Below are 26,979 nucleotides of genomic sequence, written 5' to 3' on the forward strand. Positions count from 1 at the left end.
AGACACCTCATTGTTTTTTCTTTTTGGAAACGGCCATCCCATCTCCTATAGGCAGGATGACAGAATCATAATCTTCATGCTCCATCAACCAGCTGTTGAAATGCTTAATTTTACGGACAAGCGATCTTTTTCTTCTTGTCGCTATTTCTTCTTCCGGTAAAATCACCTGTTCCTTGAACAGAACATTATCTGAGATAATCATCCCACCAGGGGCAAGGAATGGCTCATATAATTCGAAAAAGCGTGTGTATTGCCCCTTGGCGGCATCAATGAAGATGGCATCGAATGGTCCATGGCTTTTCACCTGGTCTGCCAATTCCAATGCATCCCCTTCGAGCAGCGTAATACGGCTTCCCTCACTGGACTGGGAGAGAAACGATTTAGCAGCCTTTATCCGTTCGGGATGGCGTTCCAACGTGACAATTCGCGCCTCAGGCAACGCATAGGCCATTCTTAAAGAGGAATAGCCAATGGCACAGCCAATTTCCAATATAGAAGATGGTTGATGAAGCCTCAATAATTGCAGCATCGCCTCGATTCCCACAAGTTCCATAATTGGAACATGATGCTCCTGAGCATAGTTTTCCATTTTGCTCAGTAATTCATTTCTTTGGGGTATTAACTCTTCAAGATACTTATTGATTCCATCATTCATCATTCCCACTCCTGCCTTTTTTACTGCTATATGGTCTATATGTCCGGAGATCACTAGCTTCCGTTTAGTTATTTGCTCAAAAAAACTCGGCGTTAGCCGAGAAAACATTGTCCTAAGACGTTTTTTTTATTTCTGTGAAAAACTTTATCCATTGTACCACATGTGCAGGCGATAAGGAAATCAGTCTTTATTTTCCTTATCTTTCTTGCTTGTGATATGCTCAGCTTTTGCTTTGTTGTGCTCCTCCAGCGTATTTGTAAAGATGACTTCTCCTTCAGGTGTCGCCAAGAAATACAGAGCGGTCGTCTTCACTGGATTAAGGACAGCCTGGATCGATGTTTCGCCAGCATTTGCGATCGGTCCTGGAGGGAAACCTTTATTCTTATACGTATTGTACGGATCATCTACTTCAAGATGGCTATAAAGCACCCTTTTCTTATGTTCACCAAGGGCATAGAGCACAGTAGGGTCTGTCTGGAGGGGCATTCCTTCCTGTATGCGGTTATAGAACACCTGGGCAATCTTCCCACGGTCCGTTTGCTGTGTCGCTTCTTCCTCCACCAAGGAAGCAACCGTCAGCAACTTATGGATCGTGAATTTTTTTGCTGCCATCTGTTCCAGGTATTTGGCCATGACGTTGCTTGTTTTGCGCAGCATATCGCTCACAATGGTTTCAAGCGAAGGATTGTCTTCATAGTATTCATATGTGGCAGGAAAAAGGTAGCCTTCCAAAGGATGCTTAATGTTTTTTCCGTTAATATCCTGTGTCAATAAATCTGGAAATTTAGCCTGCATTTTTTTGATGAAGGCTGGATCATTCAATGTTTCGAAAATCTTTTTGTTATCCTGCCCCGTCTCATCGGCAATAATCTTAGCAATTTCCTTCAGTTGTTTGCCTTCGGGTACAAGGATTTTGACGTTGGCTTTTTTCACTAATTTGCCGGACTTAAGCGTTTTGACAAGCTCATCCAGCGTCATTGATGGAGAAAGCTGATAGTTTCCTGCTTGGAAATTCCCTTCATTATTGAACTTGACATAGTACTTAAAGACTCGTGCGTTCTTAACAATGCCATGGTCTTTCAGAATATGCGAAATGCTGGAAGGGGATGAGCCGATTGGGATTTCGACGCTTGTGAATTTATCATTATCGGGATCCGCAGGCTTTAAAGCCGAGTTAATATAGAAAAACAGGGCTAAGCCGACAATAATGATGGCAGCCAGTATGGAAAGGATCGTTATCAGCACAATTTTCCTAACCGTTTTCGCTTCATTTTGTCTTTCGGACAGATTCTTGATCATCATATCTTTCTTTGATTTCTTATCACTCATTCATTTTCCCCCTGTAGAGTAAGGACGGATTACTGTCTCTTTTTATATTATTTTCCGCTTTCTTCATGCTTTGTAGCCTTTCGCCAAGCACTTCAACGAACATTATACTAAAAAACATACAAAATTACACAGTATTCAACAATTTTTTCGCCCCGCCATACATATAGGGCCAGCTGCGTCCGCTTTTTTTATTCTTGAATCAAATGGAGCCATGCAAAAAAAAGCCTTGCCGCTCGGCAAGGCTTTTTCATAGCTTATTCTTCTTCAGCGTTCTTTTCTTCAACAAATGTGTTGTACATTTCTTCGACTAGATCCCACTCTTCTTCAGTCTCGATTGGCATCAATTCGCCTTCGCTTTCCTCGTCGTTTTCACTTGGGATAAAAGCAGAAGCGTGAACAAGGATTTCGCCATTCTCGTCTTCTTCTTCACCGATTGGATAGTAAAGCACATAGCTTTTGTTGAATTCTTCAGATGGGAAAGAGAAAAGAATTTGGCATAGTTGTTCGTTTCCTTGCTCGTCCACAATTGTGATTTGATCTTCATTCATTTCTAAACACCTCTATTAGTTAGTTTTGGCTATCCAGATAGCCTTGCAGGATCATAACGGCCGCCATCTTATCAATGACCTTCTTGCGCTTGCTCCGGCTTACATCGGCTTCAAGCAGCACCCTCTCGGCAGCCATTGTGGTAAGGCGCTCGTCCCAAAGAACAACAGGCATCTTGAATTTCTTCTCGAAATTCTTGGCGAACTCCTGGCAGATTTCTCCCCGGGGCCCGATCGTGCCATTCATGTTTTTCGGCAGACCCACTACGGCTTTCGTGACATCATATTCCTTAATCAGTTCCTTCAGTCTCTTATAGCCAAAATCCTGGATTTGTTCATTAATCTTAATTGTTTCGATGCCTTGGGCCGTCCAGCCCATCGCATCGCTTATTGCTACTCCGATAGTCTTGGAGCCAACGTCCAAACCGATAGTTCGCATTTACTGCTCCTCGCGATTATGTTTTAAGTAAAACTGAACAAGTTCTTCAATAATCTCGTCTCGTTCGAGCTTGCGGATCATGTTGCGCGCATCTTGATGGCGGGGTATATAGGCCGGATCCCCTGAAAGCAGGTAACCGACAATCTGGTTGATTGGGTTATACCCTTTTTCCTGGAGCGCACTGTATACTTTCATCAAGACTTCTTGCACATCCCTTTCAAATGGCTCTTCTTGAAAATGAAATTGCATCGTTTTGTCAAAGGAACTCATTTGGACACCTCGCTTCTCGCTTTCTTCAGGACATTGTCCATAAAAGATTATTAAGCTTATTGTACAACAATACAATCCTTATTTAAATTGATTTTACCCATTCTTCTACAAATTTAAGCGCAGAATCCACTTCGCCAGGGTTTTTGCCTCCCGCCTGGGCCATGTCAGGACGGCCTCCGCCGCCTCCGCCGCAACGTGTTGCCACTTCCTTGATCAATTTGCCGGCATGGTAGCCCTTCGGAATTAAATCTTCAGTGACCGCTGCGATTATATTGACTTTTTCGCCTTGTACGGAAGCCAATACAATCACGCCTGAAGAGATTTTTCCTTTCAATTCATCTGCCATAGAACGCAGGTGGTTCATATCCGAAGCCTGCACCTTGGCAGCCAATACATTGATTCCGTTGATCTCTTTAACAGAAGAGACAAGATTTCCTGCTTCAATGTTGCCCAATTTTGTCTTCAATGATTCATTTTCACGGTTGAGTTCTTTTAGCTCAGCATTCAATGATTCAATACGGGTAGGCACATCTTTCATATTCGTTTTTAATAAAGAAGCTGCTTGTTTCAGTAAAGACAATTGGTCATTCAGCGTATTGTAGGCTGCAGCCCCTGTTACAGCTTCGATACGACGAGTGCCGGCACCGATTCCGCTTTCAGATACAATCTTGAATAAACCGATGGTTGCTGTGTTGTCCACATGGCAGCCTCCGCATAATTCCAGGCTGTAATCGCCAACTGAGACTAGACGGACCACTTTTCCGTATTTCTCGCCGAATAGAGCCATTGCTCCCATTGCTTTTGCTTCTTCGATGTCTTTGTCTTCGATCACTACCGGGATGCTTTCCCAGATCTTTTCGTTTACGATCTGTTCAATCCGTTCCAACTCTTCCGGTGTGATTTGTCCGAAATGAGAGAAGTCGAAGCGTAGACGGTCTTTTTGGACCAATGAACCCGCTTGGTTTACGTGCGTGCCCAATACGTCCTTCAATGCCTGGTGCAACAGGTGAGTCGCCGTATGGTTTTTAGTGATTTGGCTGCGAATCGATGCATCTACTTCAGAGACAACCGTTGCCCCTTCTTTGAGAACACCGTTTTCCACTTTCACTCGATGTAGATTCTGGCCATTCGGAGCTTTCTGTACATCCAATACAGTCGCTTTGCCGTCTTCATTTACCATAAATCCACTATCGGCAATTTGTCCGCCGCTCTCCGCATAGAAAGGCGTCTGGCTTAAAATGATTTGCACTTCTTCTCCGGCTGTTGCAGAAGCTTGCTTTTCGCCGTCCTTAACGATAGCAATAATAGTGCCTTCCGCCTCCAGCTGGCTGTAACCCACGAATGTGCTGGCATCCTTGATATCCCCCAGCACTCCGCCTTGGACCTGCATGGAATCTACATCCTGGCGGGCAGCACGGGCACGTTCCCTTTGTTCTTCCATTTCTTTCTCGAAGCCTTCATGGTCTACGCCCATTCCTTCTTCTTCCGCATATTCTTCGGTTAATTCCACAGGGAATCCGTACGTATCATACAAGCGGAAGATATCCTTGCCGGAAATCATTTTGCTTCCTTGTTCTTTTTCTTTAGCGATGACTGAGCTTAAAATTTGTAGACCATCATGAAGCGTTTCATGGAAACGTTCTTCTTCATTTTTTACGACTTTTGCAATGAAATCTTTTTTCTCCAGTACTTCCGGATAGAAATCTTTCATGATTTCCCCGACAACCGGAACTAATTCATGCATGAATGGCTTTTCGATGCCAATATGCTTAGCGTAACGGACTGCACGGCGCAACAGGCGGCGCAATACATATCCACGTCCTTCATTCGAAGGCAGCGCACCATCTCCTACAGCAAAAGTAACTGTGCGGATATGGTCGGCGATGACTTTGAATGCTGTATCATGCACTGGGTTTTTGCCATATTTTGCGCCAGAAATTTCTTCAGTAGCGCGGATGATCGGCATAAATAAATCCGTATCAAAGTTGGTAGGAACATTTTGAACAACTGATGCCATCCGTTCCAGTCCCATCCCTGTATCAATATTTTTCTTTGGCAGCGGCGTATAAGTGCCGTCCGGATTATGGTTGAATTGGGAAAATACCAGGTTCCAGATTTCAAGATGTCTTTCATTTTCCCCGCCTGGATACAGTTCAGGGTCATTAGGGTCATCCCCATATTCAGGTCCGCGGTCATAGAAAATCTCTGTATTCGGACCGCTTGGGCCTTCCCCGATATCCCAAAAGTTTTCTTCCAGGCGAATAATGCGCTCTTCAGGGATGCCCACTTTTTTATTCCAAATTTCGAATGCTTCGTCATCTTCCGGGTGGATGGTGACAGCCAATTTATCTTTATCGAAACCGATCCATTTTTCATCAGTCAGAAATTCCCAAGCCCAAAGAATGGCTTCTTCCTTAAAATAATCGCCGATTGAAAAGTTTCCAAGCATTTCGAAGAATGTATGGTGTCTGGCTGTTTTGCCGACATTTTCGATATCATTGGTACGGATGGACTTTTGGGCATTAGTAATGCGCGGATTTTCCGGAATGACACGTCCGTCGAAGTATTTTTTCAATGTTGCAACCCCGGAGTTGATCCAAAGAAGGGTCGGATCCTCATGGGGAACCAATGAGGCACTTGGTTCAATGCTGTGGCCTTTTTCTTTAAAGAAATCCAGATACATTTGGCGGATTTGAGCGCCTGTTAATTGTTTCATAAATCAATTTCCTCCTTGTTCTTCCTAATTATGCATAAATGATGGGACACATCAGGACCTTCTGAAGGCACAAAAAAACCCTCATCCCTAAAAGGGACGAGAGTAACTCGCGGTACCACCCTAATTATGATCGGATCCTTACATAATCCAAATCATCACCTTAGCTGCCTTAACGCGGCAAACGGCAGGTATTAGCTACACTCCAGACTAGCTTTCTGTTAACCCTTACCCCGGATTCCTTGCAGCCTAAGGGAATCCCTCTCTACCGGCACTATACAAGTACCGTCAGGCGGATGATAACATACTCGATCCTTCAACGTTTTATTTCAATTCATCTATAAATGGATTATATGTACAACTTTGCCTTTTGTCAAATGGAATAACATGCATTCATTCTTCCCCGAGTTGTTTCCTTTGCCTTTCTTTCATGTAATATGAGCGGGCATGAAGGATGGCCACCTTGATGATTGCCAGAATCGGCACTGCCAAGATCAGGCCGAATACGCCGCCGATCTCTCCGCCGAGGAATAAACTGAACATAATGATTAGCGGGTGCATATGAAGGCTTTTGCCAACAATCATTGGAGACAGAATATTGCCTTCCACAAATTGCAGCCCAAACACAATGACTGCCACCCATATCATCTGTTTAGCCGAGGTAGCCGCCGCAATCAGCAGCGCCGGCAATGCCCCGATGATTGGCCCAAAATAAGGGATCACATTGGTTATGCCGATGATCACGCCCAATAAAAGGCTATATTTCACATGGGCGATCCAGAGAAAAAGAGCCGACAGAACACCAATAATGACACAAACGATCAATTGTCCCCTGATATAGCTTCCAATCGATACCTCAGCATCCTTCATAAACGATATTCCCTGTTTGCGGAGAAAGGAAGGAGTGATATACCAAATCGCTTTTTTTATTTTTACCCAGTCCTTCAGATAATAGAAGGAAATAAAGGGAATGATGGCGAACAAGACAACAAAATCGAAGATCTTCACCAATGAAGACAATGATTTTGTCAAAAAAGCTTCGGCCTGCTTTTCCACGAATAAAATGGCATCCTGGACTCTGTCTTTATATTGGACGGGCCAATGGGACGTCTTGGCATGGATGACATCAAGCACATGTTGGTATTTTTGGGTAAACACCGGCGTTGCCTCCATCAATTCCTCCAGTTCACGGATAATGACTGGTATGCCTCTATAGATGGCAAATCCTGCCCCTCCAAAGAAAACGACATAAATCAACAAAATGCTGATCCCACGGTTCATCCCTTTCTGATGGAGCTTTTCAACAACCGGGTGCAAAAGATAACTGATAAACGCTGCGATGGCAAATGGCAAAATCGATTTCAGCAGAATAGCCACGACAGGCAACCAGATGATTTTCAGCTTAAAAAACAAAAATAATACAATAAAGATCAACAGCAATAAAGTTAATCGGGTAATCCATTTTGATTTAAGCACAATGATTCACCTACCTGCCTATAGCATTTGTCTCTCTTGCGTTTTTATCCAAATTCACAAGCATTTTCTAATGAGGCAAGCAGAATAGCAAAAAACCGAAAAGGACATCCTTTTCGGTTTTTGCCGTCTAGTATTGATAAATGGACTAGAAAAGCGATTTTACTTTTCTTTTCATTTTCCGCATAGACTTTTGTGAAAATTTCCTAGAGTTGATCATCGAAGCGGCAACCATGCCTGCTCCAAACGTCATCATGGAAGATACGGACATTTTACGCATCACATACACCTCTTCCTTCTACCTTTATTCAGGCCGCAGTAAAGAGCTTATGTTCCGGCAATAGCGCGTTGCCCATGTGTTCTGCACACATGGGCAAGCAGCACATGCCCACCAATAGAGGATCTATTCCTCTACATGGTATAGCGTCTGTCATCCTCAGAAAACAAATCATCCAAGGAACTTAAACTGCCATCTTCCTCTACTTGATGGGTATTGATGATTCCTTTATGCAAAGACATTTCAATTAAGCAATTCCAGCAGTAATATTGGTTGACGCCAATTTTACCGATATCTTTACTTCCGCAGTTGGGACACTTCATACGTTATGACACCTCATTATTCAAGTGTTGAAATTATGATGGCGTCTTTTCCTAACGATGGAGGCTTGTGCACAGAGATCATTTGTTTTCCATCCCGAAGATCGGAGAAGAAACCATTTGAAATTTCATATGCTACGATTGTGCCCAATTGCTCGCTGAAGTATACATCTTCCAGAAATCCCAAATCTTCACCATGATCATTGATGATTTTTTTACCGGTTAAGTCTCGCTGATGTCGAAGAGTGTATACTTGATCACGTTTGAACGGAAGCAGGGATTCTTGTTTAGCTGCCAGTCCGTCTTTGCCAAAGGCGGCCACATCTTGCAGAGGAAGAAGTTTTGCCTTTTTGAACGGGGAATGCATGTCCATGAGCAGGCCCAATACAGAGCCGCCATCGGATATCACAAGATCTGATACATGCCCGATGATTGTTCCATTGTCATACACAGGCATTCCGTCCAATAATGATAGTGTTCGCAAAGTACACCCCGCCTTTCCGAACATTACTAGTTTGGCTGATAAAGCGCCGCTTATGACTGCATTCCTTAACCAGTTCAGGCTGATTTTTCCTATAAAAAAGCCCGCCCGTCATAACGGGCAGGCTTTTAGCTGATTTCTTTTTCCATAAAATCGAAGGGCGTCAGAGAGCCCATACCGATCATCGGGTCCACTTTTAAAGGATCACGATAAAACTCATTGTCAGTTACCTCATCGTCCACTGGCGATTTCTCGCCGCCCTCTTCAACAGATTTGCCCTGTATAGCGGCAATGAGTTGTTGTTGCAAGGTTGTATTCCGTTCATGGTCCTGTGTCCGTTCTACGCCCATTCTTAATGCATCCTCTTCGCCGCACAGAATAAGGAATTGTTTGCTGCGGGTGATGGCTGTATAAATCAGTTTCCTTCTCAACATGCGGTAGTAGCTCTTCACAACGGGCAGGATGACAATCGGAAATTCACTGCCTTGCGATTTATGAATCGAGCAGCAATAAGCATGGGTAATTTGCGTTAAATCCTGTTTGGTATAAGCCACTTCAATGCCATCGTATGAGACATAGAGCAAATCCTGTTTCTCTGTATTTTCTTTTGCGTAAGAGATGGAGATGATCTCACCCATATCCCCATTGAATACATTGCTTTCCGGCTGGTTAACGAGCTGAAGGACTTTGTCGCCCACGCGATATACAATATCGCCGAATGCTATTTCGCGGCGGGAACCGTCCGGATTGGGATTATAGATTTCCTGAATCAGCTTATTGAGGGCATCAATCCCTGCCGGCCCCCGGTACATAGGAGCAAGCACCTGAAGGTCTTTTGCTTTATACCCTTTGTTCTTCGCATTTCTGACTACCTGTTCTACAACATCCATGATTTGTCCCGTATGGCAGGAAAAGAACGAACGGTCCTTCTGCTGCAATGTAATATTGGCTGGCAGGCGGCCTTTTTTAATTTCATGCGCCAATTCGATAATCGATGAACCATCAGCTTGGCGATAGATGCTTTCAAGGCGGATCGTCGGTATGCACTCCGATTCTAACAGATCCTTTAGCACCTGTCCCGGGCCCACGGATGGAAGCTGGTCTTCATCCCCTACGAATATTACTTGGACATGCTCCGGCAACGCTTTTAGTAATTGATGCGCCAGCCAGGTATCGACCATGGATACTTCGTCGATAATGACAATTCTGCCTTCAATCGGATTTTCTTCATCGTAGCTAAAACCTTCGCTGCCGTTCCAGCCAAGCAATCGGTGTATGGTTACGGCCGGCAGCCCTGTCGATTCCGCCATCCTCTTGGCAGCCCTGCCTGTAGGAGCCGCAAGCACAAACGGAAAAGGGTCTTTATCCTTGTATGCATGGGGATCCATACTGACGCCGTGAAGTTCGCTATATAACTCTACGATCCCTTTAATGACCGTTGTTTTTCCGGTTCCGGGACCGCCGGTAAGAAGCATCATTGGCGACATGAGCGCCGTTTCAATGGCTTCTTTTTGGGCGGAGGCATATTCCACTTCCAACCTTTCTTCCAACTTACCCAAAGCAAGCAAAAATTCTGATTCGGGGAACGCATCCTTATATTCGGTCTGTTCCATAATCCGTTTGATATTGGTGGCAATCCCTTTTTCCGAGTAATAGAGAGAAGGGGCATAAATACGTTTATCTTCAATGACCACTTTCTTCTCTTCCGCCAGTTCAATCAATTGCTGGGAAATCGCCTGAAAATCGATACTGTCCCTTTTGTTGCCTTCAAGCAGGGCCTGAACCTTCTGCAAAAGCTCCTCGGCTTCCACATAAACATGGCCTTCCTGCTGGCATTGGGTTTCGATAGTATACAGGCAGCCCGCTTTGATGCGATCGCTGTGGCTGCCGGAAATGCCCAATTGAAAGCCCAGTTCATCCGCCCGTCCAAAACCGATCCCTTCCACGTCCTCAACGAGCTTATATGGATTGGTCTGAATGATGCTCAATGTATCCTGCTTATACATTTGATAAATCTTCATCGATAGCTGCGGCCCGAAGCCGTATTGGTTCAATGCAATCATGACCTGTTCCAGCCCTTGGTGCTCAACAAGTGTGTCATAAATCGCTTTGGCTTTTTCCGCTGACAATTTGGGGACTGAATCCAACAGGGAAGGCGTAGCCAGTATTTTAGAGATGGCATTTTCCCCGATCGTATCCACTATGCTCTCAGCTGTTTTTTTGCCGATGCCATGGAAGAGTGTACTGGATAGATAACTGACGATCCCATCCTTTGTTTGAGGGAGGTCTTTCTGAAACTGATCCACCGCGAACTGTACGCCAAACTTTGGATGGTCTTTCAGCTTTCCATAAAAAATATACGTTTCATGCTCATGGATTTGGGGGAAATAGCCGACAATGACCGCTTCTTTTTCGTCATAAGGCGCGTTCGTTTCGTCCACGCGGATCCGGACAACAGAATACAGATTTTGTTCATTATGAAAAATAGTGACCAGATGTCTGCCTTTCATGAACAACTTTTTAGGTTCATCGAATAACTCAAGTTCATTCTGTTGCACCGAAAAATCCCCTCCTGATTAGCTTATTGCTGTAGATATTGTTCCATTAATTTCTTGCCGTTTGCCGCTAGAACATGGTCTTTCTGGATGTCCAAGGCTTTTGTGAAAAAGGCCAGCGCCTGATTTGCATCTTCCTTGTAGCCGGCATATGCCACTCCGAGATTATAATAAGCATCCGCATGATTTGGAACCTTCTCAATTACCTTTTCCAATTGGCTGATCGCTTCTTCGTATAATTCCTCTCCTGCAAGGCATAACGCATACTGAAAACGGGCATCACTGTCGTCCGGGTTCAGTTCAATACTTCTTTGCAAGTAAGGTAACGCTAGCTTCGGCTGGTCCAATTGCAGCAGGGTCATGCCAAGCATGAAATAACCGTCGCTGTTTTCCAGCCCTGCCTTGATCGCTTTTTCCAAGAAGTCTTTGGCTTCTATGTATTGTTCGCTCTCATAATACAAATTCCCCAGCGCATAAAAAGCTGCCCCGGCTTTCGGATCGATAGTCAATGCCTTTTTGAAAAAGTTGACGGCTTTCTCCCTCTCGCCAACAGCAGTCAAGACATTGCCGAAATTAATATAGCTGACAGCGTCGTTAGGATTTTCCTCGATGGCTTCCGAGAAAGCCTTCACAGCTTCTTCCCATTTCCCTTCCTGCATGCATTGAATCCCATATTCGTTTTTTGTCATGTCGTTCACTCCATTTTCCTAAATTATATCATAATCGATTTAGGCTTTGAATTATGCCTGTTTTACATTTCAAAAAATCCCCAGCTCCATAAAGAACTGAGGACTTTCAAGCTGTTTGTCAGCCGACATACGTAAGCTGTTTGCTGTCCTTAAAGACTTTGTCGATCGTGCCACCGCCCAGGCATTCTTCGCCATCATAAAAGACAACGGCTTGTCCCGGCGTAATGGCGCGGACAGGCTCATCGAATATAACTTCGACTCGGTTTTCATCCAATATCTTAACAGTCACTCCGCTATCGGTTTGGCGGTAGCGGAATTTAGCTGTACATTTAAATTCAGATGCTTTTGGCTTGTCCGACACCCAGCTGATCTGGTTGGCTTCAAGCGAAGTAGAATACAATGCCTCATGATGAAAGCCTTGTTCCACGAAAAGCACATTGCGCTCCAAATCCTTGCCCACCGCGAACCACGGCTCACCGCTGCCGCCGATGCCAAGGCCATGGCGCTGGCCAATCGTATGGTACATTAAACCGTCATGCTTGCCCTTCACTTCGCCCTGCATTGTTTCCATATTGCCAGGCTGAGCAGGAAGATAGCTGCTAAGGAATTCCTTGAAATTCCGTTCTCCTATGAAGCAAATGCCTGTAGAATCCTTTTTCTTTGCCGTAGCAAGACCCGCCTCTGCAGCAATTTCCCTTACCTTTGTCTTTGGAAGATGCCCGAGCGGGAACATGACTTTTTCAAGCTGCTTTTGCGTCAATTGGTTAAGGAAATACGTTTGGTCTTTATTGTCGTCAATACCTCGCAGCATTTTGTATTCGCCGTCGCGGTATTCTACACGCGCATAATGGCCAGTCGCCAAATAATCCGCCCCAAGATTCAAAGCATGTTCAAGGAAAGCCTTGAATTTAATTTCTTTATTGCACATTACGTCCGGGTTAGGTGTTCTTCCCGCACGATATTCATCAAGAAAGTAGGTAAACACTTTATCCCAGTATTGCTTTTCAAAGTTGACGCCATAATAAGGGATTCCGATTTGTTCGCACACCTTCATTACGTCTTCATAATCTTCAGTGGCTGTACAGAATCCATTCTCATCTGTGTCGTCCCAGTTTTTCATAAAGATGCCCACTACATCATACCCTTGTTGTTTTAAAAGCAAAGCCGCAACCGAAGAGTCCACCCCTCCTGACATGCCGACTACAACCCGGGTATCTTTTGGTGATTTAGTCATGCTTTCACCCCACTCCATTTCCTATTTTGTTAATCGATTGATGATATCAGCCGTAGTATGGGCAGCTTTCTCAATCTGTTGTAATGTATTGTTCATTCCAAAGCTGAAGCGAATGGAATTGGATATTTTTTCACTATCTTTACCGTACATGGCAACCAGTACATGCGACGGATTGATGGAACCGGCGGTGCATGCCGAGCCGCTTGAAGCAGCGATGCCGGCTAAATCCAGATTGGCAAGCAAGGCTTCAACATGGGTTCCCGGAAAGGACAAATTGCACACATGAGGCAGGCAATGATCGCTGGAACCATTTACTTCAAAAGCAATTCCCCGTTCAGCCAGAATATCGCACATCGTTTGCTTGAAAAGCAGCAATTGGCTATTCTTTTGCTCCATCCCATTCTGAATGATCTCAGCCGCTTTGGCAAATCCCGCTATGGCAGGTACGTTTTCCGTCCCGGCGCGGCGCTTTCTTTCTTGCTCTCCGCCATAAAGAACAGAGCTGATGGCCACTCCTTCTCGACAATATAAGAAACCAATCCCTTTTGGTCCATTAATTTTATGAGAAGAAACCGATAATAAATCGATGTGAAGATCATTGACAGAGATGGGAACCACCCCATATGCCTGAACGGCATCACTGTGGAAATAAGCATTGCTTTCCCGCACGAGCGCACCGATTGTTCCGATGTCCTGTATGGTGCCGACTTCATTATTGCCGAACATAACAGACACCAGAATCGTATCCTCCCGCAAAGCCTGCTTCAGTTCGTCAATTGAAATCCTGCCTTGTTCATCGACCGGCAAATAGGTAACCTCAAATCCCAACTTTTCTAAATGCTCAAACGTATGCAAAACGGCATGATGCTCGATCACCGTTGTAATCATATGCTTTCCTTCTGATGCACGCTCCATGGCGACGCCGATGATCGCCTGGTTATCAGCTTCCGTTCCACCGCTCGTAAAGATGATTTCATTTTCTTTTGCCCCAATGGTACGCGCAAGCACCTTTCGCGCATCATTGACCGTTTTCCGCGCTTCCCTTCCAAAAGCGTGGATGCTTGATGGATTACCGTATGTTTGTTCCATCACTGACATGACTTCTCGTACAACATCCTGATGTACGGGAGTAGTGGCAGCATGGTCAAGATAAATTCTTTCCACTACCTTTCCTCCTCGTTCCGTTAGCCTTATAGTGTGTGTTTATAACTCTCCCAAGATCTATTGCTACTTAAATATAGAACATATATGCGCCCGGAGCGTTGTCCTCATTGTAATTAGCCAGATCCTCCAACGATGTTTTATCCAGTACTTCTTTGACGGCATCGCTGATCCTCTGCCAGAGTTCACGCTTGGCAGGTTCTTCATTCTCAATCCCCTCGACAATACTGATAGGGCCTTCCAATACTCTAATTATGTCCCCTGAGGTGATTTGATCCGGATTTTTAGCAAGAATATAGCCTCCGTATGCGCCGCGGATGCTTTTAACAAGGCCTGCATTTCGCAAAGGGGCAATCAATTGCTCCAAATAATGCTCAGACAAGTTATTATTTTGTGCAATCAACTTTAGAGAAGTTGGGCCTTCACCATGCTTTTTGGCAAGTTCAATCATAATTGTTAGTCCATAGCGCCCTTTAGTAGATATTTTCATTTTTTGCACCCTCTATCTTTATTCTCTCTTTATAAAGTCTATCTTATATCTTCAATGGCCGTATTTTCGAAATGGCAGTTCACGGCCCGTAGAGTTCTCTATGGTGAACGAACTTCTTTTTATTGCTAGAACAATGGAAAATAACTTTTGAAATTATAGCATACATACCCTTTTTATGCATATATTCTTTCATTATACAGCATTCACGCCTAGTTCAAACCTTTATAGCTTCAAAATGAAAAGTCCTTTCCTGCAGAAAATGAAGCAGGGAAGGACTTTTTGGTTTATGCTTTTTTATTGTGCAGTATCAAGCATTTTGTTCATTTCTAAAGCCCTATAGATAACAGAAGCAAATTGGGCTCTTGTTGTTTTACTGTAAAGGTCAAACCGGTTGTTTGATCCAATCATTAACTTGTTTGTGGCAACGGCCTGAATTTCATTATAAGCCCAATACGCCTTCGTAACATCTTTAAAGGCTACCGCTTTTCCGGTTGCTTTCAACTGATAAGTAGATGCAATAACTTTAGCCAGTTGCACCCTTTGGAGCGGATCATTCGGTTTAAATGTTTTTGCTTTGGCAAAAACGCCTTTTTCCGTCAGTACGGCAATCGCATGATAAGCGGGATGGTTATTCGGAACATCAGTGAAACCGGGATCCTTTGGCATCACTTGCGTTGTGATGATTGTATCTACAAGGATTTTCGCAGCTTCAGCTCTTGTAATGGGATGGTCCGGATACACTTTGCCATTGGCATCAGCGGCAAGCCAATCATGTTCCACCATGTACAGCATTTGTTTGACAGCCCAATGGCCATCAAGGTCTACGGGCATTTTCGGTGTAGGTATCGGCTGTGGCATCGGTGTCGGGATTGGCGTAGGTGCATGTTTAACGGCAATTGCTTCAATCAATGCATCCGCCATCAGCTTATACCCAGCAGCATTCGGGTGAATACTTTTGGGATTAGGAAGATACGGCTTGGTATCATCCCCGAATTTGCTATAAACATCAACAAATGTAGCGTTATTTGTCACAGCGATTCCTCTGAGCAACTCATTCAATCCTTTTTCCATTTGGATCAATTCGGGCTTCTGTTGGTCATTCATATAGGGATAAGGAAAATAGTAGCCCATCACATAAACATCGGCATTGGGGTTTAGTTCCTTTATTTTCTTCATGATCGCCGAATAATTGGCCGAAATCGTTCCAAGCGTCGGCACTAGCTTTGTTCTGTCGATCTCCATCATTCCTGTAGCTTCATTCATCTTACCAATGGATAATAAGTCATTTGCGCTCACAGAAATCGAGATAAGTTTCGACTTTTTGACAGTGTCCTGCAAGGCAGCCTTCTCGTTAAGATCTTTCAAAACTTGAGAAGTTGTATAACCAGGCACAGCAAATTCTTTGGAGTAAGATCCGATCATTTTATTGTCTGACAAATACTTTGCCGCCACATCAGAGAAGCCATTGCTGTCGACTTTATTGTCAGAGTTCATGCCTGCTGCCAACGAGTCTCCCAGCGACAGATAATTATTGGCTTCTGTCTGTTCAGCGGCGGATACCGGGGCTGTGATCAATCCGATCAATAAGGTAAACAGTAAAGCAAACCTTGCCACTTTCCTTGAAACTTGCTTCATTTTTTCACTCTCCCATTTCTTATTCCTCAATTGTGTATGCGGAAGTCTAGGAGTCTGCCAATCTGGCAAATAACACCGAACACTCCTCCCTTATGCACAAAAAAGGCGCATGATTGCCGTAAAGTATACGCAATGATGCCGCCTTTTTTGGATAAATGGATTCCTATTCAATACTTATTTACATCATATTAACAGATTTGTTTATACTTGTATATATTTAGTCTCTTTGATGGCGCAATTGCTCCAAACGCTCATGAATCAGCAACAGCTTCTTTTCTTCCCCGGCATTTTTAGGCTGATAATATTTCGCATCCCCCAATTCTTCAGGCAGATAACGCTGCTTTACCCAACCGTTGGGGTAGTCATGAGGGTATTTATAACCAATCCCGTGGCCAAGCTCTTTTGCTCCTTGGTAATGAGCATCGCGCAGATGGTCCGGTATTTCTCCTGTCCGCCCTTTACGGACATCGGCAATCGCCGCATCCAATGCTTTATAGGCAGAATTGGATTTAGCAGATAAGCAAAGTTCAATCGTAATACTTGCCAAAGGAATACGCGCTTCAGGCAGCCCAAGCCGTTCCACAGTCTGGATGGCTGTCAGCACTCTTGCGCTCACTTCCGGATTGGCAAGGCCGATATCTTCATAGCCAATGACCAGCAACCTCCTGCAAATGGCTGGCAGGTCGCCGCCTTCCAAAAGTCTGGCCAAATAGTGCAGAGCCGCATCCGTATCGCTTCCACGGATGCTCTTTTGGAAGCTCGAAAGCAAGGAATAATAGATATCCCCTTTCTTGTCATGCGTGAAGCCTTTATTCTCGATGCTTTGTTTCACCATTTCCTCTTCCACTATGATAGCGCCTTGCGCATCGCGGTCAGATGCCATGACGATATCTTCCAATAGATTGAGGGCAGTCCTGCCATCGCTCGTCGTCTGGGCGATCAGGCCAATAAGCTGCGGATCCATCTGGACATTCCATTTGCCAAGTCCCTTATCGCGGTCTTGAAGAGCTCTGTTAATCAGTTCCGTTATATCTTCAGGGCTCAATGGCTTCAGTTGCTTTATTTGGCCGCAGCGAGAACGGATCGCTCCATTTACGCTATGGTAGGGATTTTCCGTTGTAGCTCCAATCAGAATAAAAACACCTTCCTCCAACGCTTTCAACAATGAATCCTGCTGGCTTTTATTGAAGCGATGGATTTCATCAAGGAAAAGGATGGCATTTCGTGTTAGCCTTGCTTCTTCAATGACTTGCTCGACGTCCTTTTTACCGGCAGACACTGCATTCAAGGCGTAAAAGTCTTTATTTGTGCTCCCTGCGATGGCATAAGCCAGGGATGTTTTCCCGGTGCCCGGCTCGCCATACAGAAGCATCGAGGGCACATGGTCGTTCTTAATCATTTTATACAACGCAGAATTCGGCCCGATAATATGTTTTTGACCGACTACCTCTTCAATCCGTTCAGGTCTCATGCGATGTGATAACGGTTCATGATACACAGAATCAAACCTCCTTCATGCTAAAAATAGTTATTTTCGATCATCGCTCAAGCGTGTAATTTTTATATTCTTTAGTATTTCCCTCACTACCCAACTGGCTGCAATCAATCCGGCTACCGATGGGACAAAGGCATTGGATGAAGGGGGCATTTTAGCTTTGCGGATTTCAGCATCGTCATTCCCTACTTCTTTTCGTACATCTTCACGGATGACAATCGGGCTTTCGTCCGAGAATACGACGGTGACCCCTTTCGTTATACCTTCCTTGCGAAGACGGGTGCGGATGACTTTAGCGAGGGGATCTGTGTGTGTTTTCGATATATCTGTTACCTGGAAACGGGTAGGGTCCATTTTATTGGCAGCCCCCATACTGGAAATGATCGGAATATCACGCTTTAGGCATTCTTTCATCAAATGGATTTTGTAGGATATGGTATCTGACGCATCAATGACATAGTCAATGCCATAGCTGAAGAACGTTTCATAGGTTTCTTCTGTATAAAACATTTTTAATGAAATAACTTCGCATTCCGGATTGATATCTGCGATTCTCTCTTTCATCAGATCGGCTTTGAATTTTCCGACCGTTGACAACAATGCGTGCAATTGGCGATTGATATTGGTAATGTCAACGTCATCTTTATCGACCAACAACAGCCGGCCCACTCCTGAGCGGGCAAGTGCTTCTGCTGCATAGGAACCTACCCCTCCCACGCCCAAAACAGCGACTGTGGTGTTTTTCAGCGATTCTAATCCTTCTTTACCGATAGCTAATTCATTTCTAGAAAATTGGTGTAACATCTTGTCAACTCCATTACTAAATCTTTAGATTCATACTCTATGGAACTTTGCAGCCTGAAAAAAATGGTTCAATAAGCGAATATGTGCCCTTTTTTCCTAGGCTGCATCTATTTACTTTGTTGCTTATATGCCAATGATGCACTCACCGGACTATCAAAAAACAACCTTTTTATATACTTTACATTATATACTAATCCTCGCCTGTAACAAACGAAAACGGAGCACCTCCTGCGTTTCCGCAGATGATGCTCCGTTGTTTATCCGGATTAATAGTCCGTGCCGTTTCATTTAGTAGTAAGAAGTCCCGATCGTGCCGTTTATCGCCTTCGTTTTGAACCCGCTCTCCGCAGGTGGGTGCCCTGTCCACTGCTTCTGTAAGTCCACACCCACGAGGCATTTACGCGGCAGTGAAACTTGGGCTCCCGTAACTATAAGTGTTCGGTCAAAACTTATAGGTGTAAGCAACGTACACATCAGGACTCTTACTTGTTGATTAAATCATAGCATAGGATTTCACTGCATTTCAAGCGATGTGCTGTAGGAAATTATGCCTTTTTTTCTTGCTTTAAAGTAAGCTTTAATTCTTCTAATTGTGCATCGCTGACCGGGCTTGGCGCATTTGTCAACAAGCAGCTTGCGCTGGCTGTTTTAGGGAATGCAATCGTATCGCGGAGATTGCTTCTGCCAGCAAGCAGCATGACCAAACGGTCCAAACCAAGCGCGATTCCGCCATGTGGAGGTGTACCGTATTCGAAGGCGTCCATCAAGAAACCGAATTGCTCTTTTGCTTCTTCTGGGCTGAATCCCAATACGCTGAACATTTTTTCCTGAATATCACGTTCGAATATACGAAGTGATCCTCCTCCTAATTCATAGCCGTTAAGAACTAGGTCATAAGCCTGAGCACGCACATGCTGCGGTTCGCTTTCCAGCTTGTCAAGGTCTTCACGGAACGGCATTGTGAATGGATGGTGGGCAGCATAATAACGGCCTTCTTCATCATCGTACTCAAGCAATGGCCAATCGGTTACCCACAGGAAGTTGAACTTACTGTTATCAATCAAGTCAAGGTCTTTGCCCAGTTTAGAACGCAAAGCTCCCAAAGCATCTGCTACAATGCTCTTTTTATCGGCAACGAACAAGAGCAAATCCCCTTCGCTTGCTTCTAAGGCAGAAATCATTTGGTCAGCTGCCTCATCCACGAAGAATTTAGCGATCGGTCCTTTTAAGCCTTCGCTTTCCATCTTCATCCAAGCCAACCCTTTTGCGCCATAAATGGCTGCGAATTCACCCAATGCGTCGATATCTTTGCGTGAATATTTGCTGGCAGCCCCTTTTACGTTGATGGCTTTCACTTGCCCGCCATTTTCCACAGCGCCGGCAAACACTTTGAAGCTGGAATCCTTGACGATTTCCGACACATCAACTAGCTCAAGGCCAAAACGAGTATCCGGCTTGTCGGAACCGTAGCGTCCCATTGCTTCCTGGTATTTCATGCGTGGAAGCGGCAATGAGATTTCAATGCCTTTCACTTCTTTCATGACCTTCGCCATCATTTGTTCAGTCATAGCCATGATGTCTTCCTGGCTCATAAAGCTTGTTTCAATATCAATTTGGGTAAATTCCGGTTGGCGGTCTGCGCGCAAATCTTCGTCGCGGAAACAACGGGCAATTTGGTAATAGCGCTCAAAACCGGAAACCATCAATAATTGCTTAAACAATTGTGGGCTTTGCGGCAAAGCATAGAATTCGCCATCGTGCACACGGCTTGGAACAAGATAATCGCGTGCGCCTTCCGGGGTGCTTCCTGTTAGGATTGGTGTTTCAATATCCAAGAATCCCTCGCTGTCCAAATAATCGCGCACTGATTTTGTAATGCGGTGGCGCATTTGAAGCGTTTCGAACATAGCCGGGCGGCGAAGATCCAAATAACGGTATTTCAAGCGGACTTCTTCGGAAACATCACTTTTGTCGTCAATCGTGAAAGGAGGCGTCTTCGCTTCATTGATGATTGTTACTGACTCGGCTTTAATTTCGATTTTGCCTGTCTTAAGGTTCGTATTGATTGTTCCTTCTTCCCGAGGGGCTACAGTGCCTTCCACGCTCAGTACAAACTCATTGCGGATTTTCTCGGCTTGTTCCAAAGCTTCCTTTGATAAATCTGGATTAAAAACGACTTGGACCAAACCCGTACGGTCGCGAAGATCGATAAAAATCAACCCTCCCAAGTCGCGGCGTTTTTGTACCCATCCTTTTAATGTTACTTTTTCGCCTATTGCTTTTTCTGACACTTCTCCACAAAAATATGTTCTGCCAAACATGCCTGTTTCCTCCCTTATTGTTGTTGCTTTTTAAGTGTTGCTACGAAGCTTTCCAACGCTATTTCCTGCTGTTCGCCCGATTCCATATCCTTTAGCGTGATTGTTTTCTTGTTCAATTCATCATCGCCAAGTACGGCCACATAACGGGCGTTGGCACGATCTGCCGCTTTGAATTGGGCTTTCACTTTACGGCCGTTATAATCTCTGTCTGCTGAAAAGCCTTGAAGGCGTAATTCATTGACTAATTTCACACTGTAATCCTGTGCGGCTTCACCCATGGCCACTACATAAACATCCGTTGCGTGTTCGATCGGCAAGGTAATACTTTCAGCTGCCAGAGCAGCTATCAACCGTTCGATGCTCATTGCGAAACCGATACCCGGTGTCTCAGGGCCGCCAAATTCTTCAACAAGACCGTTATACCGGCCTCCTCCGCAAAGGGTGGTGATGGCGCCGAACCCTTTGGCATCGCTCATAATTTCAAAGGCTGTATGATTATAATAATCAAGCCCGCGCACTAAAGTTGGATCGACTGTATATGGAATTTCCATAGCTTCCAAATGCTTAAGGACCTTTTCGAAGTAAGATTTCGATTCCGGGTTCAAATATTCCAGAATCGAAGGAGCTGTCTTCATCAATTCATGGTCGCGGTCTTTCTTGCAATCAAGGATTCTTAGCGGATTCTTATGCAGGCGGTTTTGACAATCGCTGCAGAATTCACCGATTCGCGGTTCGAAATGAGCGACTAGCGCTTCGCGGTGCTTCGTCCGGCTTTCCTGGTCGCCAAGCGAATTGATGACCAGCTTCAATTCTTTCAATCCAAGGCTCTTATACGTATTCATTGCCAGGCTGATCACTTCTGCATCGATCGCCGGATCGGCGCTGCCCAGCGCTTCCACGCCAAATTGGACGAATTGGCGGAAACGGCCGGCTTGAGGGCGTTCATAGCGGAACATTGGTCCATAATAAAATAGTTTTACAGGTTGGGAAGCCCATCCAAACATTTTATTCTCCACAAAGGAACGAACAACGGCTGCCGTGCCTTCAGGACGAAGGGTAATGCTGCGGTCGCCACGGTCTTGGAACGTATACATTTCCTTTTGGACAATATCAGTCGTTTCTCCTACCCCGCGCGAAAACACTTCCGTATGCTCGAATATTGGAGTCCGAATTTCGTTATATTGATATCTTTTGCATAGCTCTCTTGTTATCTGTTCGATATACTGCCATATGGCTGCTTGTTCAGGAAGTATATCTTGCGTTCCTCTAGGGATTTGCACATTCATTACAAAAGCCTCCTTTTGGTTTATATAAGAAAAGGCGGCCCACGCAAAAAACTCCCGCCCCTTGTAAACATGGTTACAAGGGACGAGAGTCATATTCCCGTGGTGCCACCCTAATTTAAAATGCTGATGCATTTCCTTCTGACAGTTAACGCCTGTTTACGTTCATCCCCTACTAAAAAGCAGCCGCCTTCTTTCAAGGAGAAACCTACGGAGTGTTCATTCACTAAGTTCCGTTGTAGGAAAGCTTTCAGCCTGAGACTTTCCCTCTCTATACCCGGTATTCTTAATTACTGTTCTCCCTCATTGGTTTTCGATAATATGTAGCCTTATTATTTTACTAATGATAATTGTCTCTATCGGTATTGTCAAGGTCTTAGAGGAAATATACTTCATTGCACTAAAGTTTATTTTCCCCTTCGATTCTCTTCAATATCTATTGTATACTGATTTAAGAGCGCTGGACGCCTCTTTTCAAATTTTTTATGTCGCGGACGTGAAGGCCATATTCATTTGCAAGCTCAACCATATTATTTGTTTGTTCCCGTTGGATAAAATCATGGAAGTCAATGCCGAAGATTTGATGGTAGCCATCTTGGCTTAGCTGATTTTTTTCGCTGAATTTCATTTTAATATTCCTCCCTATTAAAAAGCACTGTATTTTTATCATTACCCTTTTTCCGCCATTTTTTCATGGAAGATAAAGAAAATTAGACAAGCCTAAAGGAGGAAAAATATGAAAAAGCTTTTAGCAGCGTTGCTCATCCTGGCACTGCTGTCGCTGTCCTGGTCCACTGTCCCCGTGTACGCAAAGGAAAAAGTACTGGTAAAGGAAGGCAGCATCAATGCACGCAGCGGGCCCGGAACCCATTACGATATCGTCGGAAAAGTCGATGGCGGAGAGGTATACACCGTCCAAAAAAAAGAGAAAGACTGGCTTAAGATTCAACTCCCATCCGGCGAAAAAGCATGGATTGCCAGTTGGCTTACTGAAAAAGCAGGCAAACAAGAAAAAGAGGAAGGCCACCAGGCTGCTCCGTATGCCAAAATAACCGCTTCCTCGCTGTATATTCATGAAAAACCTTCACTTGCCAGCAAAACAATAGGGACCGTCACTAAAGGAGACACATTCAGCATCCTAAAAAGAGAGAATCACTGGGTCCAAATCCAGTGGGAAAAGAACCAAAAAGGATGGCTGCCAGGCTGGTTGGTCGAAAGTGTGATGAAGCATACCAGCGCCATACATAAAAACAGTAAAATAACCGTGAAAGAAGACGGTGTTGCTTTAAGAGAAAAAGCGAACGCCTCTTCCCCCGTCAAAAAGTGGGCTAAAAAAGGCGATACATTCGATGTGGTTGGCGTTAAAAAAAATTACTATGAAGTGAAAACCGGATGGGGCAAAACAGCCTTTGTAGCCGGCTGGCTAGTTGAAGCGGATAATAAGGCCGATCAAATAAGCCCTCCAGACAGCCTCTACGATTTAACAGGCAAATTAATCCTCATCGATCCAGGGCACGGCGGCAATGACAGCGGAACGATTGGAAAAAATGGCACCTTAGAGAAAAATCTAACTTTGTCGACCGCCAAAAGATTAAAGGAAAAACTGGAGAGTTCGGGGGCAAACGTCATTTTGACCAGAAACAATGACGTATATGTGGCCTTGAGCGAGCGCACAGACCAAGCCTTCGCTGCACAGCCGGACGCTTTCATTTCCATCCATTATGACAGTGCGGAACAAAGCGAGGTCCGGGGAATAACACCTTATTATTATCATTCCTACCAAAAACAGCTGGCGAAGGCCATCTACCAAAACCTTGAAGAAGAAGGAACACTCACCATTCGGGATGAACGGTTTGGCGATTACCATGTACTGCGGCAAAACAGCCAACCGGCTATTTTGCTTGAATTAGGCTACCTCAGTAACCCCGATGAAGAAGACACTGTTACATCACCTGCTTTCCAAGGAAAGGCCGTCAATGCCATTTATGAAGGAATCAGCCAATACCTTACTGGCATAAAGTATGAATGATACCTTTGTGGTCCTTAACTTGCTTGATCTCCCGCTTGTAGCGCCAAGTTAACGGAATAAAAAGAAGCTGCAACCTCATATAAGTTGCAGCTTCTTTTTATTTTTCGAGAATGAGTGTAACCGGTCCGTCATTGACAAGAGAAACATCCATCATACTGCCAAAAATACCGGTCTCCACATCCATCCCTTTATCCCTAAGCACTTGATTAAAGTAATCGTAAAGACGGTTGGCGAACTCAGGCTTCGCCGCAGCCATAAAATTGGGCCTTCTGCCTTTTTGGCAATCACCATATAACGTGAATTGCGAGACGGATAGGATACTTCCGCCCACATCAAGGAGGGAGCGGTTCATTTTCCCTTCCGCATCTTCAAAGATACGTAAGTTCAGCACCTTGTCCGCTAAATAGTCAGCTGCTTCCTCTGTATCTTCATGGGTGACCCCTACCAAAAGCACCAACCCTTTTTCGATGCTGCCGACGATTTTGCCATCGACCGTCACATTGGCTTGTTTAGCCCGTTGTAAAACTATGCGCATGATTCTCTCCTTTAGTTCATGATTCTTCTTACAGAATAAACATCAGGTATTTGCTTGATCCGATCGACCACTTTTTGTAAATGGCTGACATTGTGGATGGCAATCGACATATGGATGAGAGCCACTTTGTTGCGGTCTGTCTTCCCGGAAACAGCAGTAATGTCCGTCTTTGTCTCATTGACAACCTGCAAGACCTCATTCAGGAGACCACGGCGGTCGAATCCGCTGATTTCAATATCAACATTGTATTCTTTGCTTTCATTGTAGCCCGTTTCCCATTCGACCGGAATAAGCCGAGCATCTTCTTCGGCGATATTCGGGCAATCCCGGCGATGGACGGATACCCCGCGCCCTTTTGTAATGAAACCGACAATATCATCGCCAGGGACAGGATTGCAGCATCTAGACAGACGGATCAACAGATTATCCGCTCCCACTACCCGCACGCCTGATTCACGCTTGCGCGAAGATGACACGGACTTCACTTCTGATGTTGCTTCTGAAATTTTATTAAGCTGTTCTTCCTGTTCCTTCTGCTTGCGCCACTTGTCCGTTAATCGATTGGCGATCTGCAGGGCAGTGATGCCGTTATAACCAACTGCAGCAAACATATCATCCAGGTTAGTAAAATTGAATTTCTCGGCAACACGCTTCACATTTTCGTTCGTCAGCACTTCTTTAAGGTCAAAGTCCATGCTCTTGATTTCTTTTTCAACCAATTCGCGGCCTTTTTCCACGTTTTCTTCGCGGCGCTGCTTCTTGAAGAATTGGCGTATTTTGCTCTTCGCCTGGGACGTTTGCGTGATTTTCAACCAATCTCTGCTTGGTCCATATGAATGCTTCGAAGTCAATATTTCCACTATGTCGCCAGTTTTCAATTTATAATCCAAAGGCACCATTTTACCATTTACTTTTGCACCAATCGTCTTATTGCCTATCTCCGAGTGGATGCGGTAAGCAAAGTCGATCGGAATCGAACCCGACGGCAATTCGATGACGTCGCCCTTTGGCGTAAAGATAAACACCATGTCGGAAAACAGGTCGATTTTAAGAGATTCCATAAACTCTTCCGCATTCGTAGCTTCATCCTGGAATTGCAGGATTTCACGGAACCAGCTGAGTTTTTCTTCAAGAGGAACCGACTTATCGACTTCTTTGCCTTCTTTATATGCCCAGTGAGCGGCAATCCCGTATTCAGCGATCCGGTGCATTTCAAACGTACGGATCTGCACCTCGAGCGGGTCTCCCTTTGGACCGATTACAGTCGTATGGAGCGATTGATACATATTCGGCTTCGGCATGGCAATATAATCTTTGAATCGCCCAGGCATCGGCTTCCAGCATGTATGGATAATGCCGAGGACAGCGTAACAATCTTTAATGCTATTCACCTGAATGCGGACTGCAAGCAAGTCATATATTTCACTGAATTGCTTGTTTTGCAGCGCCATTTTACGATAAATGCTGTAAATATGTTTAGGGCGTCCTGATATTTCAGCTTTTATCTGGACTTCATCGAGCTGTTTGCGTACTTCCTCGACTACATCCTGCAGATAATCCTCACGCTCATTTCGCTTTTTCTTCATTAAATTGACAATTCGATAATATTGCTGAGGATTCAAGTAACGGAGTGCAATATCTTCAAGCTCCCATTTGATTGTCGAAATACCTAATCGATGGGCTAATGGAGCAAATATCTCCAGCGTTTCGTTCGCAATTCTGCGTTGCTTCTCTGATGGCAAATGCTTAAGTGTGCGCATATTGTGCAGACGGTCAGCCAGCTTTATCAAAATAACGCGGATATCCTGTGCCATAGCTACGAACATCTTCCGATGGTTTTCCGCTTGCTGTTCTTCGTGTGATTTGTATTTGATTTTTCCAAGCTTCGTAACACCATCCACTAGCATAGCCACTTCCGGCGTAAAAGCCTCTTCAAGGTCTTGAAGCGTCACATCAGTGTCTTCAACGACATCATGAAGAAACCCTGAAGCAACCGTCGCTGCATCAAGCTCAAGGTCAGCAAGAATCCCGGCTACCTGGATTGGATGGATAATATAAGGCTCCCCAGACTTTCTGAATTGGTCTTTATGAGCCTCTTCCGCATAATGAAAGGCTTTTTCCACCATTGCAACCTCTTCCGGCTGCAAATAGCGCTGTGTTCGTTCTATCACTTGTTTTGAAGTAAGTATTTGTTCGTTTGCCATGAAACCACCTTAGTTATAGAGTAGAAAAAATCTCGGCCAAAC

24 protein-coding genes, 1 other RNA gene and 1 other annotated feature are annotated in these 26,979 nt (G+C 44.7%); of the genes, 1 reads left to right on the forward strand and 24 read right to left on the reverse strand.

The window, feature by feature from the left end:
• Positions 1 to 7 precede the first annotated feature (7 nt).
• From BN1765_RS14810 to BN1765_RS20295, 22 genes are all read right to left on the reverse strand, one after another.
• Complete coding sequence (locus BN1765_RS14810) at positions 8 to 655, reverse strand: O-methyltransferase (RefSeq protein WP_082195494.1); 648 nt, start codon at positions 653 to 655, stop codon at positions 8 to 10.
• A gap of 180 nt (positions 656 to 835) precedes the next feature.
• Positions 836 to 1,984: an endolytic transglycosylase MltG gene (gene mltG / locus BN1765_RS14815; protein WP_050615862.1), complete on the reverse strand. Its 1,149-nt coding sequence runs from the start codon at positions 1,982 to 1,984 to the stop codon at positions 836 to 838.
• A gap of 254 nt (positions 1,985 to 2,238) precedes the next feature.
• A complete protein-coding gene (locus tag BN1765_RS14820; RefSeq protein WP_050615863.1) occupies positions 2,239 to 2,532 on the reverse strand; it encodes a DUF1292 domain-containing protein in 294 nt (97 codons plus the stop codon).
• 19 nt (positions 2,533 to 2,551) lie between these two features.
• Positions 2,552 to 2,968: a Holliday junction resolvase RuvX gene (gene ruvX / locus BN1765_RS14825; protein ID WP_050615864.1), complete on the reverse strand. Its 417-nt coding sequence runs from the start codon at positions 2,966 to 2,968 to the stop codon at positions 2,552 to 2,554.
• Positions 2,969 to 3,238, reverse strand: a complete 270-nt coding sequence (locus BN1765_RS14830) for an IreB family regulatory phosphoprotein (RefSeq protein WP_050615865.1) — start codon at positions 3,236 to 3,238, stop codon at positions 2,969 to 2,971.
• Positions 3,239 to 3,320: 82 nt separating this feature from the next.
• Entirely contained in the window at positions 3,321 to 5,954 is a 2,634-nt protein-coding gene (gene alaS, locus BN1765_RS14835) for an alanine--tRNA ligase (RefSeq protein WP_050615866.1), read from the reverse strand.
• 390 nt (positions 5,955 to 6,344) lie between these two features.
• Positions 6,345 to 7,427: an AI-2E family transporter gene (locus tag BN1765_RS14840; RefSeq protein WP_315969837.1), complete on the reverse strand. Its 1,083-nt coding sequence runs from the start codon at positions 7,425 to 7,427 to the stop codon at positions 6,345 to 6,347.
• A gap of 145 nt (positions 7,428 to 7,572) precedes the next feature.
• The gene (locus BN1765_RS20810; RefSeq protein ID WP_187119455.1) at positions 7,573 to 7,704 is read right to left on the reverse strand and encodes a DUF3918 family protein; all 132 of its coding nucleotides are present in this window, start codon (positions 7,702 to 7,704) and stop codon (positions 7,573 to 7,575) included.
• 131 nt (positions 7,705 to 7,835) lie between these two features.
• Positions 7,836 to 8,024, reverse strand: a complete 189-nt coding sequence (locus tag BN1765_RS14845; protein WP_050615868.1) for a hypothetical protein — start codon at positions 8,022 to 8,024, stop codon at positions 7,836 to 7,838.
• 16 nt (positions 8,025 to 8,040) lie between these two features.
• Entirely contained in the window at positions 8,041 to 8,505 is a 465-nt protein-coding gene (locus tag BN1765_RS14850; RefSeq protein ID WP_069203039.1) for a PRC-barrel domain-containing protein, read from the reverse strand.
• A 125-nt stretch (positions 8,506 to 8,630) separates the two neighbouring features.
• Positions 8,631 to 11,012, reverse strand: coding sequence for an SF1B family DNA helicase RecD2 (gene recD2 / locus BN1765_RS14855; protein WP_050616799.1), 2,382 nt, complete (start codon positions 11,010 to 11,012; stop codon positions 8,631 to 8,633).
• A 71-nt stretch (positions 11,013 to 11,083) separates the two neighbouring features.
• Positions 11,084 to 11,746 (reverse strand): tetratricopeptide repeat protein, encoded by a 663-nt coding sequence (locus BN1765_RS14860; RefSeq protein ID WP_050615870.1) that lies wholly within the window; start codon positions 11,744 to 11,746, stop codon positions 11,084 to 11,086.
• 118 nt (positions 11,747 to 11,864) lie between these two features.
• Complete coding sequence (gene mnmA / locus BN1765_RS14865; protein WP_050615871.1) at positions 11,865 to 12,980, reverse strand: tRNA 2-thiouridine(34) synthase MnmA; 1,116 nt, start codon at positions 12,978 to 12,980, stop codon at positions 11,865 to 11,867.
• Between the two features lie 21 nt (positions 12,981 to 13,001).
• Positions 13,002 to 14,144, reverse strand: coding sequence for a cysteine desulfurase family protein (locus BN1765_RS14870; RefSeq protein WP_050615872.1), 1,143 nt, complete (start codon positions 14,142 to 14,144; stop codon positions 13,002 to 13,004).
• A 67-nt stretch (positions 14,145 to 14,211) separates the two neighbouring features.
• Complete coding sequence (gene cymR, locus BN1765_RS14875) at positions 14,212 to 14,631, reverse strand: cysteine metabolism transcriptional regulator CymR (RefSeq protein ID WP_050615873.1); 420 nt, start codon at positions 14,629 to 14,631, stop codon at positions 14,212 to 14,214.
• Between the two features lie 294 nt (positions 14,632 to 14,925).
• Positions 14,926 to 16,266, reverse strand: a complete 1,341-nt coding sequence (locus tag BN1765_RS14880; protein ID WP_050615874.1) for a GDSL-type esterase/lipase family protein — start codon at positions 16,264 to 16,266, stop codon at positions 14,926 to 14,928.
• A 217-nt stretch (positions 16,267 to 16,483) separates the two neighbouring features.
• Positions 16,484 to 17,737, reverse strand: a complete 1,254-nt coding sequence (locus tag BN1765_RS14885) for a replication-associated recombination protein A (protein WP_050616800.1) — start codon at positions 17,735 to 17,737, stop codon at positions 16,484 to 16,486.
• A gap of 57 nt (positions 17,738 to 17,794) precedes the next feature.
• Positions 17,795 to 18,565 carry a tRNA threonylcarbamoyladenosine dehydratase gene (locus BN1765_RS14890; protein WP_050615875.1) on the reverse strand — a complete coding sequence of 257 codons (771 nt, stop codon included), beginning with the start codon at positions 18,563 to 18,565 and terminating at the stop codon, positions 17,795 to 17,797.
• 297 nt (positions 18,566 to 18,862) lie between these two features.
• Positions 18,863 to 19,048, reverse strand: a non-coding RNA gene (ssrS, locus tag BN1765_RS19375) — 6S RNA.
• A 62-nt stretch (positions 19,049 to 19,110) separates the two neighbouring features.
• A complete protein-coding gene (gene aspS / locus BN1765_RS14895) occupies positions 19,111 to 20,886 on the reverse strand; it encodes an aspartate--tRNA ligase (RefSeq protein WP_050615876.1) in 1,776 nt (591 codons plus the stop codon).
• A 14-nt stretch (positions 20,887 to 20,900) separates the two neighbouring features.
• Positions 20,901 to 22,172 carry a histidine--tRNA ligase gene (gene hisS, locus BN1765_RS14900; RefSeq protein WP_050615877.1) on the reverse strand — a complete coding sequence of 424 codons (1,272 nt, stop codon included), beginning with the start codon at positions 22,170 to 22,172 and terminating at the stop codon, positions 20,901 to 20,903.
• Positions 22,173 to 22,247: 75 nt separating this feature from the next.
• Positions 22,248 to 22,485, reverse strand: a binding site (T-box leader).
• A 135-nt stretch (positions 22,486 to 22,620) separates the two neighbouring features.
• Complete coding sequence (locus BN1765_RS20295; RefSeq protein ID WP_050615878.1) at positions 22,621 to 22,797, reverse strand: hypothetical protein; 177 nt, start codon at positions 22,795 to 22,797, stop codon at positions 22,621 to 22,623.
• A gap of 108 nt (positions 22,798 to 22,905) precedes the next feature.
• On the opposite strand from BN1765_RS20295, the gene BN1765_RS14910 reads away from it, so the two are divergent.
• Positions 22,906 to 24,198 carry an N-acetylmuramoyl-L-alanine amidase family protein gene (locus BN1765_RS14910; protein WP_050615879.1) on the forward strand — a complete coding sequence of 431 codons (1,293 nt, stop codon included), beginning with the start codon at positions 22,906 to 22,908 and terminating at the stop codon, positions 24,196 to 24,198.
• Between the two features lie 97 nt (positions 24,199 to 24,295).
• Here BN1765_RS14910 and dtd read toward each other — a convergent pair whose 3' ends face one another.
• Positions 24,296 to 24,733: a D-aminoacyl-tRNA deacylase gene (gene dtd, locus BN1765_RS14915; RefSeq protein WP_050615880.1), complete on the reverse strand. Its 438-nt coding sequence runs from the start codon at positions 24,731 to 24,733 to the stop codon at positions 24,296 to 24,298.
• 11 nt (positions 24,734 to 24,744) lie between these two features.
• Complete coding sequence (locus BN1765_RS14920; RefSeq protein WP_050615881.1) at positions 24,745 to 26,937, reverse strand: RelA/SpoT family protein; 2,193 nt, start codon at positions 26,935 to 26,937, stop codon at positions 24,745 to 24,747.
• Positions 26,938 to 26,979: the final 42 nt, after the last annotated feature.

It is taken from the genome of Bacillus testis (assembly GCF_001243895.1).
Classification (GTDB): Bacteria; Bacillota; Bacilli; order Bacillales; family DSM-1321; genus Bacillus_AD; species Bacillus_AD testis.

Excerpts from the sequence above, each read along its gene's own strand:
- BN1765_RS14810 (WP_082195494.1), bottom strand. The coding sequence starts at position 655 with ATGAATGATGGAATCAATAAGTATCTTGAAGAGTTAATACCCCAAAGA.
- mltG (WP_050615862.1), bottom strand. The coding sequence starts at position 1,984 with ATGAGTGATAAGAAATCAAAGAAAGATATGATGATCAAGAATCTGTCC.
- BN1765_RS14820 (WP_050615863.1), bottom strand. The coding sequence starts at position 2,532 with ATGAATGAAGATCAAATCACAATTGTGGACGAGCAAGGAAACGAACAA.
- ruvX (WP_050615864.1), bottom strand. The coding sequence starts at position 2,968 with ATGCGAACTATCGGTTTGGACGTTGGCTCCAAGACTATCGGAGTAGCA.
- BN1765_RS14830 (WP_050615865.1), bottom strand. The coding sequence starts at position 3,238 with ATGAGTTCCTTTGACAAAACGATGCAATTTCATTTTCAAGAAGAGCCA.
- alaS (WP_050615866.1), bottom strand. The coding sequence starts at position 5,954 with ATGAAACAATTAACAGGCGCTCAAATCCGCCAAATGTATCTGGATTTC.
- BN1765_RS20810 (WP_187119455.1), bottom strand. The coding sequence starts at position 7,704 with ATGCGTAAAATGTCCGTATCTTCCATGATGACGTTTGGAGCAGGCATG.
- BN1765_RS14845 (WP_050615868.1), bottom strand. The coding sequence starts at position 8,024 with ATGAAGTGTCCCAACTGCGGAAGTAAAGATATCGGTAAAATTGGCGTC.
- recD2 (WP_050616799.1), bottom strand. The coding sequence starts at position 11,012 with ATGAAAGGCAGACATCTGGTCACTATTTTTCATAATGAACAAAATCTG.
- BN1765_RS14860 (WP_050615870.1), bottom strand. The coding sequence starts at position 11,746 with ATGACAAAAAACGAATATGGGATTCAATGCATGCAGGAAGGGAAATGG.
- mnmA (WP_050615871.1), bottom strand. The coding sequence starts at position 12,980 with ATGACTAAATCACCAAAAGATACCCGGGTTGTAGTCGGCATGTCAGGA.
- cymR (WP_050615873.1), bottom strand. The coding sequence starts at position 14,631 with ATGAAAATATCTACTAAAGGGCGCTATGGACTAACAATTATGATTGAA.
- BN1765_RS14880 (WP_050615874.1), bottom strand. The coding sequence starts at position 16,266 with ATGAAGCAAGTTTCAAGGAAAGTGGCAAGGTTTGCTTTACTGTTTACC.
- BN1765_RS14885 (WP_050616800.1), bottom strand. The coding sequence starts at position 17,737 with ATGAGACCTGAACGGATTGAAGAGGTAGTCGGTCAAAAACATATTATC.
- BN1765_RS14890 (WP_050615875.1), bottom strand. The coding sequence starts at position 18,565 with ATGTTACACCAATTTTCTAGAAATGAATTAGCTATCGGTAAAGAAGGA.
- aspS (WP_050615876.1), bottom strand. The coding sequence starts at position 20,886 with ATGTTTGGCAGAACATATTTTTGTGGAGAAGTGTCAGAAAAAGCAATA.
- hisS (WP_050615877.1), bottom strand. The coding sequence starts at position 22,172 with ATGAATGTGCAAATCCCTAGAGGAACGCAAGATATACTTCCTGAACAA.
- BN1765_RS20295 (WP_050615878.1), bottom strand. The coding sequence starts at position 22,797 with ATGAAATTCAGCGAAAAAAATCAGCTAAGCCAAGATGGCTACCATCAA.
- BN1765_RS14910 (WP_050615879.1), top strand. The coding sequence starts at position 22,906 with ATGAAAAAGCTTTTAGCAGCGTTGCTCATCCTGGCACTGCTGTCGCTG.
- dtd (WP_050615880.1), bottom strand. The coding sequence starts at position 24,733 with ATGCGCATAGTTTTACAACGGGCTAAACAAGCCAATGTGACGGTCGAT.
- BN1765_RS14920 (WP_050615881.1), bottom strand. The coding sequence starts at position 26,937 with ATGGCAAACGAACAAATACTTACTTCAAAACAAGTGATAGAACGAACA.